General features: G+C 65.4%; 13 protein-coding genes. 11 read left to right on the top strand and 2 right to left on the bottom strand.

The annotated features are described in order from the left end of the window. Positions 1 to 84 precede the first annotated feature (84 nt). The 9 genes from ACVMIH_RS34975 to ACVMIH_RS35015 all read left to right on the top strand — a co-directional run bounded on the left by ACVMIH_RS34975 (position 85) and on the right by ACVMIH_RS35015 (position 10,706). Entirely contained in the window at positions 85 to 1,398 is a 1,314-nt protein-coding gene (locus tag ACVMIH_RS34975) for an ABC transporter substrate-binding protein (protein WP_057019229.1), read from the top strand. Positions 1,399 to 1,534: 136 nt separating this feature from the next. Then, on the top strand, positions 1,535 to 2,407 hold the full coding sequence (locus ACVMIH_RS34980) for a carbohydrate ABC transporter permease (RefSeq protein WP_024583852.1): 873 nt from the start codon (positions 1,535 to 1,537) through the stop codon (positions 2,405 to 2,407). Positions 2,408 to 2,411: 4 nt separating this feature from the next. Further along, positions 2,412 to 3,242 carry a carbohydrate ABC transporter permease gene (locus ACVMIH_RS34985; protein ID WP_028334898.1) on the top strand — a complete coding sequence of 277 codons (831 nt, stop codon included), beginning with the start codon at positions 2,412 to 2,414 and terminating at the stop codon, positions 3,240 to 3,242. A 16-nt stretch (positions 3,243 to 3,258) separates the two neighbouring features. Then, positions 3,259 to 4,266: an ABC transporter ATP-binding protein gene (locus ACVMIH_RS34990; protein WP_456783710.1), complete on the top strand. Its 1,008-nt coding sequence runs from the start codon at positions 3,259 to 3,261 to the stop codon at positions 4,264 to 4,266. 93 nt (positions 4,267 to 4,359) lie between these two features. Continuing rightward, the gene (locus ACVMIH_RS34995; RefSeq protein WP_057019317.1) at positions 4,360 to 5,133 is read left to right on the top strand and encodes an SDR family NAD(P)-dependent oxidoreductase; all 774 of its coding nucleotides are present in this window, start codon (positions 4,360 to 4,362) and stop codon (positions 5,131 to 5,133) included. 41 nt (positions 5,134 to 5,174) lie between these two features. After that, the gene (locus ACVMIH_RS35000; RefSeq protein ID WP_456783711.1) at positions 5,175 to 6,827 is read left to right on the top strand and encodes an FGGY-family carbohydrate kinase; all 1,653 of its coding nucleotides are present in this window, start codon (positions 5,175 to 5,177) and stop codon (positions 6,825 to 6,827) included. Positions 6,828 to 6,837: 10 nt separating this feature from the next. After that, positions 6,838 to 7,776, top strand: coding sequence for a carbohydrate kinase family protein (locus ACVMIH_RS35005; RefSeq protein WP_456783712.1), 939 nt, complete (start codon positions 6,838 to 6,840; stop codon positions 7,774 to 7,776). A gap of 406 nt (positions 7,777 to 8,182) precedes the next feature. Further along, positions 8,183 to 9,892, top strand: a complete 1,710-nt coding sequence (locus tag ACVMIH_RS35010) for an outer membrane protein assembly factor BamB family protein (protein WP_456783713.1) — start codon at positions 8,183 to 8,185, stop codon at positions 9,890 to 9,892. 247 nt (positions 9,893 to 10,139) lie between these two features. Further along, positions 10,140 to 10,706, top strand: coding sequence for a c-type cytochrome (locus ACVMIH_RS35015; protein ID WP_229190982.1), 567 nt, complete (start codon positions 10,140 to 10,142; stop codon positions 10,704 to 10,706). Between the two features lie 115 nt (positions 10,707 to 10,821). Here the strand turns inward: ACVMIH_RS35015 and ACVMIH_RS35020 are convergent, their stop codons facing one another. Further along, a complete protein-coding gene (locus ACVMIH_RS35020; protein ID WP_456864853.1) occupies positions 10,822 to 11,736 on the bottom strand; it encodes an ankyrin repeat domain-containing protein in 915 nt (304 codons plus the stop codon). Positions 11,737 to 11,959: 223 nt separating this feature from the next. Between ACVMIH_RS35020 and ACVMIH_RS35025 the strand changes: the two genes are divergently transcribed. After that, on the top strand, positions 11,960 to 13,381 hold the full coding sequence (locus tag ACVMIH_RS35025; RefSeq protein ID WP_456864855.1) for an amidase: 1,422 nt from the start codon (positions 11,960 to 11,962) through the stop codon (positions 13,379 to 13,381). A gap of 34 nt (positions 13,382 to 13,415) precedes the next feature. Here the strand turns inward: ACVMIH_RS35025 and bla are convergent, their stop codons facing one another. Beyond that, positions 13,416 to 14,315 (bottom strand): class A beta-lactamase, encoded by a 900-nt coding sequence (gene bla, locus ACVMIH_RS35030; protein ID WP_229190980.1) that lies wholly within the window; start codon positions 14,313 to 14,315, stop codon positions 13,416 to 13,418. A 100-nt stretch (positions 14,316 to 14,415) separates the two neighbouring features. On the opposite strand from bla, the gene ACVMIH_RS35035 reads away from it, so the two are divergent. After that, positions 14,416 to 15,378: a LysR family transcriptional regulator gene (locus ACVMIH_RS35035; RefSeq protein WP_076830654.1), complete on the top strand. Its 963-nt coding sequence runs from the start codon at positions 14,416 to 14,418 to the stop codon at positions 15,376 to 15,378. Positions 15,379 to 15,530 lie beyond the last annotated feature (152 nt).

The following is a 15,530-nucleotide window of genomic DNA, read 5'->3' on the forward strand; positions in this document are numbered from 1 at the left end:
CGCGTGCTTGACAAAGTTTGGCGACGGAGTGAACATACGCTCAACACGTGGGCATATGCTCAACGTGACATAAGGGAGGTCACCTTGAAAAACGTCCTTTGCGCCGTTGCGGGCGCGGCTGCTGTTTTGATCTCTGCCCCCTCGATCGCCCAGACCACGCTGACGGTGGCGACCGTCAACAATGGCGACATGATCCGCATGCAGGGGCTCACCAGCGAATTCACCGCGAAGAATCCCGACATCACCGTCAAATGGGTGACGCTCGAGGAGAACGTGCTGCGCCAGCGCGTGACCACCGACATCGCCACCAAGGGCGGCCAGTTCGACGTGCTCACCATCGGCACCTATGAGGTGCCGATCTGGGCCAAGAAGAACTGGCTGGTGCCGCTCGACAAGCTCGGCGCCGATTACGACGTCGGCGACCTCCTGCCCAAGATCAAGGATGCGGTCTCGGTCGACGGCAAGCTCTATGCCGCGCCGTTCTACGGCGAAAGCTCGATGGTGATGTATCGCACCGACCTGTTCGACAAGGCCGGCCTGAAGATGCCGGAGAGCCCGACCTGGGACTTCGTGGTCGACGCCGCCAAGAAGCTGACCGACAAGTCCGCCGGCGTCTATGGCATCTGCCTGCGCGGCAAGGCCGGCTGGGGCGAGAACATGGCGTTCCTGACCGCGATGGCCAATTCCTTTGGTGCGCGCTGGTTCGACGAGAAGTGGGAGCCGCAGTTCAATTCGCCGGAATGGAAGAAGACGCTGACGACCTATGTCGACCTGATGAAGCAGGCCGGCCCTCCCGGCGCCTCTTCCAACGGTTTCAACGAGAACCTCGCGCTGTTCAACGCCGGCAAATGCGCGATGTGGATCGATGCCACCGTGGCGGCGTCGTTCGTCAGCAATCCGAAGGAATCCACGGTCACCGACAAGGTAGGCTTTGCGCTGGCGCCGAACACCGGGCTCGGCAAGAACGCTAACTGGCTGTGGGCGTGGAGTCTCGCGGTCCCCGCCGGCTCGAAGAAGGTCGAGGCGGCCGAGAAGTTCATCGCCTGGGCGACCAGCAAGGATTACACCAAGCTCGTCGCCGCGAAGGAAGGCTGGGCCAACGTGCCGCCGGGCACGCGCACCTCGCTGTACAAGAACCCCGACTATCTGAAGGTCGCCCCCTTCGCCAAGCTGACCTTGGCCTCGATCGATGCCGCCGATCCGAACAAGCCGACGGTGAAGCCCGTGCCTTACGTCGGCGTGCAGTACGCGGCGATCCCTGAATTCCAGGGTATCGGCACCCAGGTGGGCCAGCAGTTCTCCGCGGCGCTCTCAGGCTCGACCACCGTCGATGCGGCGCTCACCGCTGCCCAGTCCGTGACCGAGCGCGAAATGAAGCGCGCGGGCTACATCAAGTAGAGCACGCCTGAAACAAAGCCGGGGCGCGACAGCCGCCTTGGCCGCCCGACCAGCTTAGACCTCCCGAGCTGGGCCACTTGCGACCATCCTGTCCCGCAGCGGGATGGTCGCTCCTTTCCTTGAGAAGGAGGCGGGGATGGCGACCCAGCAGACCCAACTGCTTGCACGCACGCTGCTCACGCCCGCGGTGGCGCTGCTGTTCATCTGGATGATCGTGCCGCTGGCGCTCACGATCTATTTCGCGACCCTGCATTACAATCTGCTCGATCCCGGCTCTGAATCATTCGTTGGGCTGGAGAATTTCCGCTACTTCCTGACCGATCCGGCCTTCCTCGCCTCGTTGCAGAACACGTTGGTGCTGGTCGGCTCGGTGCTCGCGATCACGATCATCCTCGGCGTGCCGCTGGCGCTGCTGCTCGACCAGCAGGTGGTCGGGCTATCGATCGTCCGGCTGATGGTGATCGCGCCGTTCTTCGTGATGCCGACGGTGAGCGCGCTGGTCTGGAAGAACCTGTTGATGCATCCGGTGTCGGGCCTGTTCGCCTGGATCGCGCATCTGTTCGGGCTGCCGGCGATCGACTGGTTCAACGACGCGCCGCTGTTCTCGGTGATCCTGATCATCTCCTGGCAATGGCTGCCGTTCGCAACCCTGATCCTGCTCACCGCGCTGCAATCGCTCGACGAGGAGCAGAAGGAGGCGGCCGAGATGGACGGCGCGAGCGCGATCTCGACCTTCATCTACATCACGCTGCCGCATTTGGCGCGCCCGATCACCGTGGTGATCCTGATCGAAACCATCTTCCTGCTCACGGTGTTCGCGGAGATCTTCGTCACCACCGGCGGCGGCCCCGGCCTGCAGACCACCAACATCGCCTTCCTGATCTATTCGCAGGCGCTGATCCAGTACGATGTCGGCAGCGCCTCGGCGGGTGGCCTGGTCGCGGTGGTCCTCGCCAACATCGTCGCCTTCTTCCTCGTTCGTATCGTCGGTCGGAATCTGGAGGCGTAACGTCATGGCGCGGATGGTCACGACACGGCGCAAGGTGATCTCGACGGCGGCGGCCTGGCTGGTCGGCTTCCTGATCTTCTTCCCGATCCTCTGGATGGTGCTGGCGAGCTTCAAGACCGAGCTCGAGGCGTTCGCGATCCCGCCCTCGTTCCTGTTCTTCCATTGGACCACCGAGAACTACGCCACGGTGCAGGAGCGCAGCGACTATTTCCATCACGCGCTCAACTCGATCATTATCGCCGGCGGCTCGACCTTGATCGCGATGCTGATCGCGATCCCGGCGGCGTGGTCGATGGCGTTCTCGCCGACCAAGCGGACCAAGGACGTGCTGCTCTGGATGCTCTCCACCAAGATGATGCCGCCGGTCGGCGTGCTGGTGCCGATCTATCTGATCTACCGCACCTTCGGCCTGCTCGACACTCGCTCCGGCCTGATCTTCATCCTGTGCCTCGGCAATCTGCCGATCGTGATCTGGATGCTGTTCACCTATTTCAAGGAGATCCCCAAGGACATCCTCGAGGCGGCGCGGATGGACGGCGCCACGATCGGCCGCGAGCTGATCTATGTGCTGACGCCGATGGCGGTGCCGGGGCTGGCCTCGACGTTGCTGCTCAATCTGATCCTGGCGTGGAACGAGGCGTTCTGGACCCTCAATCTGTCGACGCTCGAGGCCGCGCCGCTCACCGTCTTCATCGCGTCCTATTCCAGCCCGGAAGGATTGTTCTGGGCGAAATTGTCGGCGGCGTCGACGCTCGCGATCGCGCCCATTCTCGTGCTCGGCTGGTTCAGTCAGCGGCAGCTCGTCCGCGGACTGACCTTCGGCGCGGTCAAGTAGCAGAAAGGCTTTTGCCATGGGTCAGATTACGCTGCAGGGTGTGCAAAAATCGTTCGGGCCGGTCCACATCATCAAGGGCGCCGATCTCTACATCGCCGACGGCTCCTTCGTCGTGTTCGTCGGTCCGTCCGGCTGCGGCAAGACCACGCTGCTGCGGCTGATCGCAGGGCTCGAGGATGTCACCGGCGGCGCCATCCTGATCGATGGACGCAACGTGGTCGACGTGCCGCCGGCCAAGCGCGGGCTGTCGATGGTGTTCCAGTCCTACGCGCTCTATCCGCATATGAGCGTGCGCGGCAACATCGCGTTCGGCCTGAAGATGGCCGGGATCGCCAGGGACGAGATCAACCGCAAGGTCGAGGCCGCCGCGGCGACGCTCAACCTGACGCCCTATCTCGACCGCAAGCCGCGCGAGCTCTCCGGCGGCCAGCGCCAGCGCGTCGCGATCGGGCGCGCCATCGTGCGCGAGCCGAAGGCGTTCCTGTTCGACGAGCCGCTGTCCAATCTCGATGCCGCGCTGCGCGTGCAGATGCGGCTCGAGGTGACGCGGTTGCAGAAGCAGCTCGGCACCACGGCGATCTACGTCACGCACGACCAGGTCGAGGCCATGACCATGGCGGACAAGATCGTGGTGCTGAACGGCGGCAAGATCGAGCAATACGGATCGCCGCTCGAGCTCTATGAGAAGCCTGCCAACCTGTTCGTCGCCGGCTTCATCGGCTCGCCGAAGATGAATTTCGTCACCGGTGAGATCGCCAAGCAGCAGGGCGCCGCGACCATCGGGGTACGGCCCGAGCATCTGAAGGTCGAGCGCGACGGGCAGGGCGGCTGGCACGGCACCGTCTCGGTCGCCGAGCATCTCGGCAGCGACACCTTCCTCTATGTCGACGCCGGACCGCTGGGAATGCTGACCGCGCGCTATGTCGGCGAGCTCGACCTGCATCCCGGCGACCGGGTGTCGCTGATCCCGGATCCGGCGCGCATCCACCGTTTCGACGACAGCGGAAAATCGATTCACGCGTAGAGCATGATCCGGACCCGGAGGGCCGCGTTAGTGCAAAGCGTGAAGCGGCTTTCCGAACAGATCATGCTCAAAGAGAAGCTAAGGAAGAAGAAAATGTATCTCGAAAAATTCAGGCTCGGCGGCAAGACCGCCATCATCACCGGCGCGGGTCAGGGCATCGGGCTCGCCTGCGCCGAGGCGCTCGCCGAAGCCGGCGCCAAGGTCATCATCGGCGATCGCGACGCCAAGGTTGCCAATGACGCGCAGGCGGCGCTGAAGGCCAAGGGCTTTGACGCCGACATCGCGCTGATGGACGTGACGGATTCCGGTCGCGTCGCTGCGGTCGCCGACGAACTGGTCGGCAAGTACGGCAAGGTCGACATTCTCGTCAACAATGCAGGCATCGCCCGCAGCGAGACGCCGGCGGAAACCGTGACCGACGAGCACTGGCTCAACGTCATCGACGTCAACCTGAACGGCACCTTCTGGTGCTGCCGCGCCTTCGGCAATCACATGCTGAAGGCGAAGTCCGGCACCATCGTCAATGTCGGCTCGATGTCCGGTTTCATCGTCAACAAGCCGCAGGAACAGTGCTTCTACAACGCTTCCAAGGCCGCGGTGCATCACCTGACCAAATCGCTCGCCGCCGAATGGGGCGCGCGCGGGGTTCGCGTCAACGCCGTGGCGCCGACCTATATCGAGACGCCGCTGAACGCCTTCGTGAAGAACAGCCCCAGAATGTACGACGCCTGGATCGGTGGAACCCCGATGGCGCGGATGGGGCAGGTTGACGAGATCGCCTCCGTGGTGCTGTTCCTGGCGTCCGAGGCGGCGAGCCTGATGACCGGAAGCATCGTTCTGGTCGATGGCGGCTACACTTGCTGGTAGGCTTGCGCCCGGGATCGTGCTCAACGGAAGATAGAGCGGTCATGCGGCAAGCCTTTATTGGGGTGGACGTCGGCAGCACCAGCGCCCGGGCGGGCGTGTTCGACGAGTCGGGGAAGCTGCTCGGGTCGGCCCGGCATCCGATCCGGGTCTGGCACGAGCCCGGCGATATCGTGGAGCAATCGTCCGATGACATCTGGGCGGCCTGCGTCGCCTCCGTGCGCGGTGCGATGCGGGAGGCTGCGGTTGCCGCCGAACACGTCAAAGGCATCGGCTTCGACGCGACCTGTTCGCTGGTCGTGCTCGACAGGGCGGACCGGCCGCTCACCGTCAACCCGTCGGGCGATCCCGCGCGCAATGTCGTGGTCTGGATGGATCACCGCGCGATGGATGAAACCGAATTCGTCAACGCGACCGGCGACAAGGTGCTGCGCTATGTCGGCGGCGCCATCTCGCCGGAGATGGAGATCCCGAAGATCCTCTGGCTGAAGCGGCATCTGCCCGCGACCTTCGAGGCCGCCGGGCATTTCTTCGATCTTGCCGACTATCTGTCGTTCCGCGCGTCCGGCTCGCTGGCGCGCTCGACCTGCACGGTCACCTGCAAATGGACCTATGTCGCCGGCGAGGGCGGCTGGAGTGAATCCTTTTTCAAGCGGGTCGGGCTCGAGGCGCTCGCGGCCGACCGTTTTGGGCGGATCGGCAGCGAGATCGTGCCGCCCGGCTCGCCGCTCGGTCGCGGGCTGTCCGAGGATGCCGCGCGCGATCTCGGCCTGCTGCCGGGAACCGCGGTCGGTGCCCCCCTGATCGATGCCCATGCCGGCGGCGTCGGCGCGATCGGCGGCCGCGATGGCTCCGGCGCCGAGGTCGATGTCTGCCAACGGCTCGCCTACATCATGGGAACGTCGGCCTGCATCATGGCGACGACGGTCGATCCCTGCTTCGTGCCCGGCGTCTGGGGCCCGTATTTCGAAGGCATGGTGCCGGGCTTCTGGCTGAACGAGGGCGGCCAATCGGCGGCGGGCGCCGCGATCGATCACCTGCTCAAGTCGCATCCGGCGCATGCCGAGGTTGCGCTCGCGGCGAAGACCGACGGCGTCGACGTCATCGAATATCTCGAGAGGCGCATCCTGGCGCGCAGCGGCAATGCCGGTGCTGCGGCGTTGCTCGCGCGCAACGTTCACGTTCTGCCGGAGTTCCTCGGCAACCGTTCGCCCTATGCCGATCCCGGCTCGCGCGCGGTGATCGCGGGGCTCGATCTCGACACCGACGTGTCGGCGCTGGAGCGGCTGTTCATCGCCGGTTTGTGCGGGCTGGCCTATGGCCTTGCCGACGTCATCGACGCCTTGCAGGCGCATGGCGTCAAAGGCAAGACCATCGTGATCGGCGGCGGCGCGAGCCGCAGCCCCCTGGTGCGCCAGATCATGGCCGACACGACAGGCTACACGGTGGCACTGCCGCAGACCCAAGAACCCGTCTTGCTCGGCGCCGCGATGCTGGGCGCGGTCGCCAGCGGCGCGCACAACTCGATCAATGCGGCGATGGCCGGCATGTCGGCGCTTGGACGGTTGAGCGAGCCGACCAGGCCGGAGCTCGCCGAGTTCCACCGCAAGAAGCGCGGCGTGCACAAGCTGCTGCGAGAGCTTGACCGCGACAGCCGCGAGGCGATGAGGCGGGTGCCCGGCGAAGCGCCGACGTAAGGTTTGCCCCATGCTGCTGAGTTGCGGAGATGCGCTGATCGATTTCCTGCCGTCGAAGACGGCGGACGGACGTGAGGCCTTGACGCCCGCCGTCGGCGGCTCCTGCCTCAACATCGCGATCGGCAGCGCCCGGCTCGATGTTCCCACCGGCTTTGTCGGCGGCATCTCGACCGACACCTTCGGCAGGATGATCGCCGATCATGCCGCGGCGTCCGGCGTCGATCTTCGTCGCGCCACGCGGAGCAATCGCCAGGCCACGCTGGCCTTTGCGCGCGTCACCGGCACCGAGACGCAATACGCCTTCTACGACGCCGACACAGCGTCGCGGAACTGGACCTATCGGCGCGATGCGGTCGCGCTTGACGGCGTCACCTGCGTGCACACCGGCTCGACCACGCTGGTCCATGACAAGGGTGCGGCGGAGACGCTGGCCTTGATCGAGGATGCGCGGCCGAACGTGACGATCTCGCTCGATCCGAACTGCCGACCGAACCTCGTCAAGGACAAGGACGCCTATCGCGCGCGCATGCTGGCGTTCTGCGGCAAGGCCGACATCGTAAAGATGTCCGACGTCGACTTCGCCTATCTGTTCGGTGACGAGGCCCATGCTGCGCGGGCCGAGACGCTGCTGTCGGGCGGCGCATCGCTCGTAGTCATTACGCGCGGCAATGATGGCGCTTGCGCCTGGCATCGCAATGCCGGACCGATCGCGGCCGAAGCGCCGGTGGTCAACGTCGTCGATACGATCGGCGCCGGCGACAGCTTTCAGGCGGCGCTGCTCGCCGCGTTGCATCGGTTGGACCGGATCGCGCAGCCGCAGTTGCGCGACGTCTCCGCAGCTGAGCTGACCCGTGCGTTGTCCTTTGCCTGCAAATGCGCCGCTTTCACCTGCACGCGGCCCGGCGCCGATCCGCCGCGCAGCCGGGAGTTGCCGGCCGACTATTGGTAAGCCATGCAGGGCCTCAGCCGGCGCGGCCTCCCGCGCGATGCCGTCGCTTGACGCTTAGTCTCATTTTGCGTGCTGCGCCTGCGAAGGCAAATCTGCCCGGCGATGCGTGAAAGCGTCCGAAGCACCCGATATCGCTCGGATTTGATGCCAACCCGCGATCGCTGCATTTCGATCGTGCGAAGTCATGCTGCTTAGGCTTCGCATTGAGCGCATCGGTTGTCTTTGTGAAAGACCGCGCTAACATGGAATCCATCCATCGATACCTGTCTTCGTCCTTTTTTGATCGTCTATTGCAGCGCAACCAGGCCACGCAACGGGTTGCGGGCTCGCCAGGGCGACCGGGCCTCGAAGGGAAGTAGCAGACACGCATCCCTAATATTGCAACCAAGAAACAACGGGGGAAGATATGTATGTGAGAGGGATTGCGGCATTCGCCGCCGCGTTCGGCGTTGGCCTGTTGTCGGGCGCCGCCATCGCGCAGGAAGTCAAGCAGGAGAAGCAGTCGGTCCTCGGCAACGCCAATGTTTCTCCGGTGACCCAGGAGCAGCTCAACGCCGCCGACAAGAACAGCAGGGATTTCCTGCTCACCAACGGCAACTATGCCCAGACGCGATTCTATCCGGGCAAGCAGATCAGCCGGGACAATGTGAAGGACCTGCACGTCGCATGGATCTTCCAGACCGACGTCAAGGAATCGCTTGAGACATCTCCGATCGTCGTCGATGGCGTGATGTTCGTCACGACGTCGTTCAGCCATGTCTATGCGCTCGACGCCAAGACCGGTCAGCAGCTCTGGCACTACGCCCACAAGATGGGCCCGATCACGGTTTATTGCTGCGGTCCCAACAATCGCGGCGTCCAGGTGCTCGGCGACCGGGTCTATCTGGCGACGCTTGATTCCAGGCTGATGGCGCTGAATGCCAAGACCGGCGAGGTGGTCTGGACCACCAACATCGCCGATCCCGAGCTCGGCTACAGCGAGACGATGGCGCCGACCGTGGTCAAGGACAAGGTGCTGATCGGAACCAATGGCGGCGAGTACGGCATCCGCGGCTTCGTGCGCGCCTATGACGCCAAGACCGGCAAGCAGCTTTGGAATTTCCACACCATTCCGGAGAACTCCGTCGGTGTCTGGGCGACCAAGGATGCCACCGGCCGTGACATGCATCGCAATATCCAGGCCGAGAAGGACATGCTCGCCAAGATCGGCGATCCCTATGCCAAGCTCGGTGGCGGCGTGTGGCAGAACCCGTCGGTCGATCTCGCGACCAACCGGATCTACTTCGTCGTCGGCAACCCGTCGCCCGACCTCGACGGGTCGAACCGGCCCGGCGACAACCTCTACACCAATTCGCTGGTCTCGCTCGATCTCGACACCGGCAAGTATGTCTGCCACTTCCAGTACATCGCCCATGACGTCTGGGACCTCGACGCGGTCAGCCCGACGGTGCTGGTCAACGTCAAGGACAAGAGCGGCAAGACGATTCCCGGCGTCATCCATGCCGGCAAGACCGGGCACATCTATGTGCACGATCGCAAGGATTGCAGCCTGATCCGCTTCTCCGAGGCGATGGTGCCGCAGGAGAACATGTGGGTGCTGCCGACCAAGGAAGGCGCGCGCATGCTGCCCGGCGCCAATGGCGGCGTCGAATGGTCGCCGATCGCAACCGATCCGGGACAGGAGCTGGCCTACGCGATCAATCTGCACCAGCCGATGACCTACCACGTCGAAAGCTCGGCCTATCCGAACGGCAAGCTTTGGCTGGGCGGCGCCTTCAAGGTGATCCCGGGCGAGAAGCAGGCAGGCAACATCACCGCGGTGAACTACAACAACGGCAAGATCAAATGGCAGGTCAACACGCCCGAGCCGATGATCGGCGGCATCCTCGCCACCGCCGGCGGCCTGGTCTTCACCGGCGAAGGCAACGGCAAGTTCGCGGCCTACAATTCGTCGAACGGCAAGGAGCTGTGGAGCTTCCGCGCCGGCGCCGGCGTCAACGCGCCGCCGTCGAGCTACATGGTCGGCGGCAAGCAATATATTGTGGTCGGCGCGGGCGGTAACACCCAGCTCGACTACAAGCGTGGCAACAACATCATCGCCTTCACGCTCGACTGAGCCGGGCCTGATGCATCATCACGCGTGCAAACATTGACGGCGAGGCGGGACCGGTTCGGTCCCGCCTCTGTTTTGGTCGGATAAAAGGTCCAGCCACGTCATTGCGAGCGAAGCGAAGCAATCCATTGTGCCGCGTTTGTGGAAGCATGGATTGCTTCGTCGCTCCAGCGCAAAATTGCTTTGCAATTTTGTCGCGAGCTCCTCGCAATGACGGAGGTGGACCGATACTGCGCCTCAGGATGAGCCAATGTTCGGTAAATTGATGATTTGCGGCGTCGCGCTGTTGCTGATGGCGGCGCAGGCGCGCGCAGAGACGATTGAGGAAAAAGTACAGGTCTGCGCCGGCTGCCATGGCGAGAACGGCAAGCCCGTCGACAAGACCATTCCGACGATCTGGGGCCAGCAGGCCGGTTATCTCTACATCCAGCTGCGCGATTTCAAGCGCGGTGATCGCAAGAACGAGATCATGCAGCCGATCGCGGCGCAGTTCGAGCGCGACGATATGCTGGCGATCGCGGAATATTTTTCGCAGAAGCCGTGGCCTGACCTCAGCCAGCCGCGCGCGCCCAAGGACGTGGCGGAGAAGGCGGTCAGCGCCAGCCGCTCGGTCGGTTGCCCGGCTTGCCATCTCGATCGCTTCCAGGGAGACGGCACGGTGCCGCGGCTTGCCGGCATGGGACGGGATTATCTCGCCAAGACCATCGCCGATTTCCGCACCCGTGCGCGCGGCAACAATCCCGGCATGTCCGACCTGATGCTGGCAACGTCGCCCGACGACCTTGCCGCATTGGTGGACTATCTGGCGGGGCTGTGAGCGGCGGGCACTCGTCATGCCCGGGCTTGTCCCGGGCATCCGCGTCTTGGTATCCAGGCAAAAGAAGACGTTGATGGCCGGGACAAGCCCGGCCATGACGTCCGAGCAAGTCGCCTCAACGCGGCGTCAGCTCTTCGCGCAGCACTGAGAGGATGGTGAGATCGGCGGCGTGCTTGCCGGCCTTGTCGGCCAGCCCAGGGTCGGCGCCGTGCGCCAGCAGTGTCCTGGCAATCGCCGGATGATTGCCTTCGGCGGCGATCATCAGCGCGGTGCGGCCGCGCGCATCGCGGTCGTCGACCTTGGCGCCGGCGTCCAGGAGATATGAGACGACCTCCAGCGCCTGCGCTTCCGGCACGGTCTCGTCAGGGCCGGCGGCCCACATCAGGAGCGTCAGATCGTTGGCATAGCGCGCGTTGATGTCGATCTCGCGCGCCAGCAGCTGCTTGACGATGCCGAACTGGCCGCCGGCCGCGGCGTAGACGATCGGCGGCTTGCCGGTGTCGTCAGCCTTGCGGCCGTCGGCGCCGTGCGCCAGCAGCATGCGCACCACCACGTCCCTGCCGGCATAGGCGGCGGCCGCGACCGGGGAGGCGCCGCTGCGTCCGGTGAGATTGACGTCGGCGCCGCGGTCGATCAGGCGCTGCACGATCGCGACATGGCCGCGCTCGGCGGCAAAATACAGCGCGGTCGATCCCGCGAGGTTGCGCGCATCGAGCGGCGCGCCGCGTGCCAGCAGCAGGTCGACCATCGCGAGATGGCCGGAGCGGGCGGCGTGGCTCAGCGGCCTTGCGCCCAGCCGGTCCCGCGCATCGACCGAGGCGCCGTGATCGAGCAGCTCGGTAGCAAGGTTGACGCAATCGGCATTGGCGGCCGCAAACAGCGACAGCGAGATCTCGATCGCGCTGAGCTGGGCCTTGTCGGTTTCGTATTTGCGGATCAGCTCGCGGCACCGCGCCGGATCGGGCGCCGCGAGGCTGCCGTGCACGCTGCCGGCAACGATCAGCGCGGCGAGGGCGATGCGGCGATACAAGGCGTGGTCCTCCGTCATGCTGACAGCAGCGCCATTCGGTTCGAGCGTCGCATGATCCTCCGTCGCTGCCAAGCCGCGCGGCCGGGAAGGGCCCGCCGCGCCGGCAGGCCATGCGCCGTCGCGGCTCGGTGGCGGCGCGCCATGCGTCCGAGCGGATGGACTTGCCGTATGCAGCGCGGCACGATGCGGGCGTCGACCCTATCTGACGCGAGTCCTTGCCCAAATGAGCGACGATCTGTGTCTGCTGTCTGCCGTTGAGCTTCGTGGGCGCATCGCCCGCAAGGAGGTTTCGCCTGTCGAGGTTACGCGCGCGGTGCTCGCCCGTGCCGAACGGCTGCAACCCGAATTGAACTGCTTCATCACGCTGTGCGGCGATGCGGCAATGGCGCAGGCCAAAGCCGCCGAGCGGCAAATCACGGCTGGTGAGCCGGCCGGTCTGCTCCACGGCATCCCCTTCACCGTGAAGGACATCGTCAACACCAAAGACGTCCGGACGACCTTCGGCGCGGTGCCGTACCGGGACAACGTGCCCGACAATGACGCCGTCGCGGTGGCACGCCTCCGTGCCCAGGGCGGCATATTGATCGGCAAGACCACGACGCCGGAGTTCGGCAGCAAGTGCCTGACCGACTCGCCGCTGTTCGGGCGGACGCGCAATGCATGGAGTGCCGAGCGGTCCAGTGGCGGCTCCAGCGGCGGCGCGGCGGTGGCAGTCGCGAGCGGCATCGCGCCGCTGGCGGTTGCGACCGATGGCGGCGGCTCCACCCGGATTCCTGCCGCCTGCAACGGTGTGGTCGGAATCAAGCAGAGCAACGGGGTGATCCCGCATAGCCAGGTGCAGGACGCTTTCGGCAACCAGACCTATGTCACACCGACCACGCGCACCGTTGCCGATACGGCGCTGATGATGCAGGCGATGGCGGGAGAGGATCTGTCGGACCCCTGGTCGATCGGGGTGCCGGTGCCTGACTATCTCGGGCTTGCCGCGCCGCGCGGCGACCTCAAGGGCCGGCGGGTGCTGTTCTGCCTGTCGCCGCCGGGGCGTCCGGTCACATCCGATGTGGCCGCGGCGTTCAAGGCAAGCCTCGACCGTCTGGCGAGCCTCGGCGCCGCGCTCGAAGAGTTTTCCGGCGACGGCTTTGACATCGAGCCGATCTGGCGTGCGATCAATCACACCGTCTGGCGCACCCGCTTCGAGAAGCTCGCGGCCGATCATCCGGATGATCTCAGCGCAACCTTCCTGAAGCAGCTCGCGCTGGCGGCCCAGGTCAGCGGTGTCGACTACCAGCGGGCGATGTTCGAGCGCACCGCGCTCTTCCGCCGGGTGCAGTCGCTGTTCGCGCGCGGCGATCTCCTGGCGATGCCGACCTTGACCCGGTCGGCGCTGCCGATCGACCAGGACCTGTTCGGCACGATCGAGATCGACGGCCGGAGTTTCGACAGCGTGCGGCCGCACTGGTTTCCCTGGACCATGCTGTTCAACATGACCGGGCATCCCGCCGTCAGCATCCCCGCAGGTTTCGGCCGCGACGGCCTGCCGATCGGACTGCACCTGGTCGGCCGCTTCCGGGCCGATGCCGAACTATTGCGCGTTGCAGCGTTGTTCGAGGCGGCGAGCGACTTGCTTGGTCGCTGGCCGGCCTGATGTTGTCGGCGCCGCCGGTCGCGGCGTCGCCGGTTTAGCCGGTCTGCCCGGTGCTCGCATTGGCGACGGCGCGCGCGACATTGGCGATCACCTCGTTGCACTTCTCGATGGGAGCACTTGCCCCGGTCAGGTAAGCCGTCACCACGATCGGCTTGCGGCCGGGCGGCCAGAACACGCCGATGTCGTTGTAGGTCCCGCGCTCGCCGGTGCCGGTCTTGTCGGCAACCCGCCAGTCGCGGGGCACGCCGGCACGCAGCCTTGCGTCGCCGGTTTTGTTTGCGACCATCCAATCGATCAGTTTCTGGCGCGAGGCCGCGGACAGGACATCGCCGAGCACGACGCGCTGCAAGTCCTTCAGCATCGCCACCGGGCTCGTGGTGTCGCGCGGATCGCCTGATACCGCCTCGTTCAGCGCCAGCTCCCAGCGATCGAGCCGGCTCACATTGTCGCCGATGGTGCGGAAGAAGCCGGTCAGGCCGGCTGGCCCGCCGATCTCGCGGAGGATCATGTTGCCCGCAGTGTTGTCGCTCCTTGTGATGGCGGCCTCGCAAAGCTCGGCAAGCGTCATGCCCGAGGCGACGTGCTCCTTGGTGACGGGCGAGTTGGCCAAGATATCCTTGGCCTCGAACCGGATTTGCTGATCGAGGCTGGATTCGCCGCGGTCGATCCGGTGCAGCACCGCGGCCGAGGCCAACGCCTTGAAGGTGCTGCACATCGGGAACCGCTCGTCGCCGCGCCGGCTCGCGCGCAATCCCGTCTCCATGTCGAGCGCGGCGACGCCGAGCCGGCCGCTGGTTGCCAGCTCGATGCGCGCAAACTCCTGCTGCAGCCGCTGCGCCGGCTCGCCTGGTCCTACCGCTGCGCCTTGCCGCGGCAAAGTGCAGGACACCGCAAGGCCCAGCGCGCGCAATCCAAATGTCCGTCTCGTCAGCATGTCGAATCTCCCGTTGGCGGCGCGAACCTGCCGGGCGGCGTGACGGCGCACAAACAATCATTTATACAGCGAGACATGAGGAAAACTTGGTCATGACGCCGTGCGCCGGCATCTCCCGCTGAACGCGCTGCGCGCCTTCGAGGCCTCCGCGCGGCTGCTCAGCTTCACCCGCGCCGGGCTGGAGCTGCGCGTGACGCAGACTGCGATCAGCCATCAGGTCAAGCAGCTCGAGGATCTCCTGGGCACGAGCCTGTTCCGCCGGCTGCCGCGCGGGCTGGTGCTCACCGACGAGGGGCTGGTGCTGCTGCCGGTGCTGTCAGACGCGCTCGACCGGATCGGCGCCGCGATCGACCGCATCGAGGCCAAGGGCACGCGCGAGGTCGTGACCGTCGGCTGCGTCACGACGTTCGCGACCGGATGGCTCTTGCAAAGGGTCGACCGCTTCAAGCGCGCGCATCCCTATATCGATTTGCGTCTGCTCACCAACAACAACCGCGTCGACATCGCAGGCGACGGGCTCGATCTCGCGCTGCGCTTCGGCGACGGCTCGTGGCACGGCACCGAGGCGATCCATCTGTTGTCCGCACCGCTCTCGCCGGTGTGCTGCCCCGACGCGGCGGACCGGCTGCGCAAGCCGTCCGATCTCGCGCAGGAATTCCTGCTGCGGTCCTACCGCGCCGAGGAATGGCCGCTATGGTTTGCGGTCGCCGGCGCGCCGTGTCCGAAAATCCAGGGGCCGATCTTCGACAGTTCGGTCGCGATGGCCGAGGCCGCCGCGCGCGGCGTCGGCGTCGGGCTGGTACCGATCGCGATGTTCGAAAATGAGCTGGCGACCGGCCGGCTCAAGCGTCCGTTCGCGGCCGAGGTCCCGGCGGGATCCTATTGGCTGACCTGGCTGAAGTCGCGCGAGGTGACGCCGGGCATGCGCGCGTTTCGCGACTGGCTGCTCGAGACGCTGCGGACGGAGGTGAATGAGGTGGAGGACGCCGTCGCGCCTGCACCGCGGCGGAAGATCAAGACAAAGGCCGGACCGAAGCCGCGGACCAAGACCAAGCGGCGTTAACGTCTGACGACGTGATTCAACTATCGTCGCCATTATTTCGGAATTATCGAATGATGCCGCTGATTTGCCCGACATGTCAAGTGCCGTGTCGGACGCCCGCAGCCGCCGGCTACTTTGCATGGGGTTGTTTTCGATATTTTAGGCGGTGCGCT

The sequence above is a fragment of the Bradyrhizobium sp. USDA 4503 genome, assembly GCF_054055815.1.

Bases quoted from the DNA above. Each gene is read 5' to 3' on its own strand.
- ACVMIH_RS35005 (WP_456783712.1), top strand. From the start codon at position 6,838: ATGCTGCTGAGTTGCGGAGATGCGCTGATCGATTTCCTGCCGTCGAAG.
- ACVMIH_RS34985 (WP_028334898.1), top strand. From the start codon at position 2,412: ATGGCGCGGATGGTCACGACACGGCGCAAGGTGATCTCGACGGCGGCG.
- ACVMIH_RS34995 (WP_057019317.1), top strand. From the start codon at position 4,360: ATGTATCTCGAAAAATTCAGGCTCGGCGGCAAGACCGCCATCATCACC.
- ACVMIH_RS35015 (WP_229190982.1), top strand. From the start codon at position 10,140: ATGTTCGGTAAATTGATGATTTGCGGCGTCGCGCTGTTGCTGATGGCG.
- ACVMIH_RS35025 (WP_456864855.1), top strand. From the start codon at position 11,960: ATGAGCGACGATCTGTGTCTGCTGTCTGCCGTTGAGCTTCGTGGGCGC.
- ACVMIH_RS35000 (WP_456783711.1), top strand. From the start codon at position 5,175: ATGCGGCAAGCCTTTATTGGGGTGGACGTCGGCAGCACCAGCGCCCGG.
- ACVMIH_RS34980 (WP_024583852.1), top strand. From the start codon at position 1,535: ATGGCGACCCAGCAGACCCAACTGCTTGCACGCACGCTGCTCACGCCC.
- ACVMIH_RS34990 (WP_456783710.1), top strand. From the start codon at position 3,259: ATGGGTCAGATTACGCTGCAGGGTGTGCAAAAATCGTTCGGGCCGGTC.
- ACVMIH_RS35010 (WP_456783713.1), top strand. From the start codon at position 8,183: ATGTATGTGAGAGGGATTGCGGCATTCGCCGCCGCGTTCGGCGTTGGC.
- bla (WP_229190980.1), bottom strand. From the start codon at position 14,315: ATGCTGACGAGACGGACATTTGGATTGCGCGCGCTGGGCCTTGCGGTG.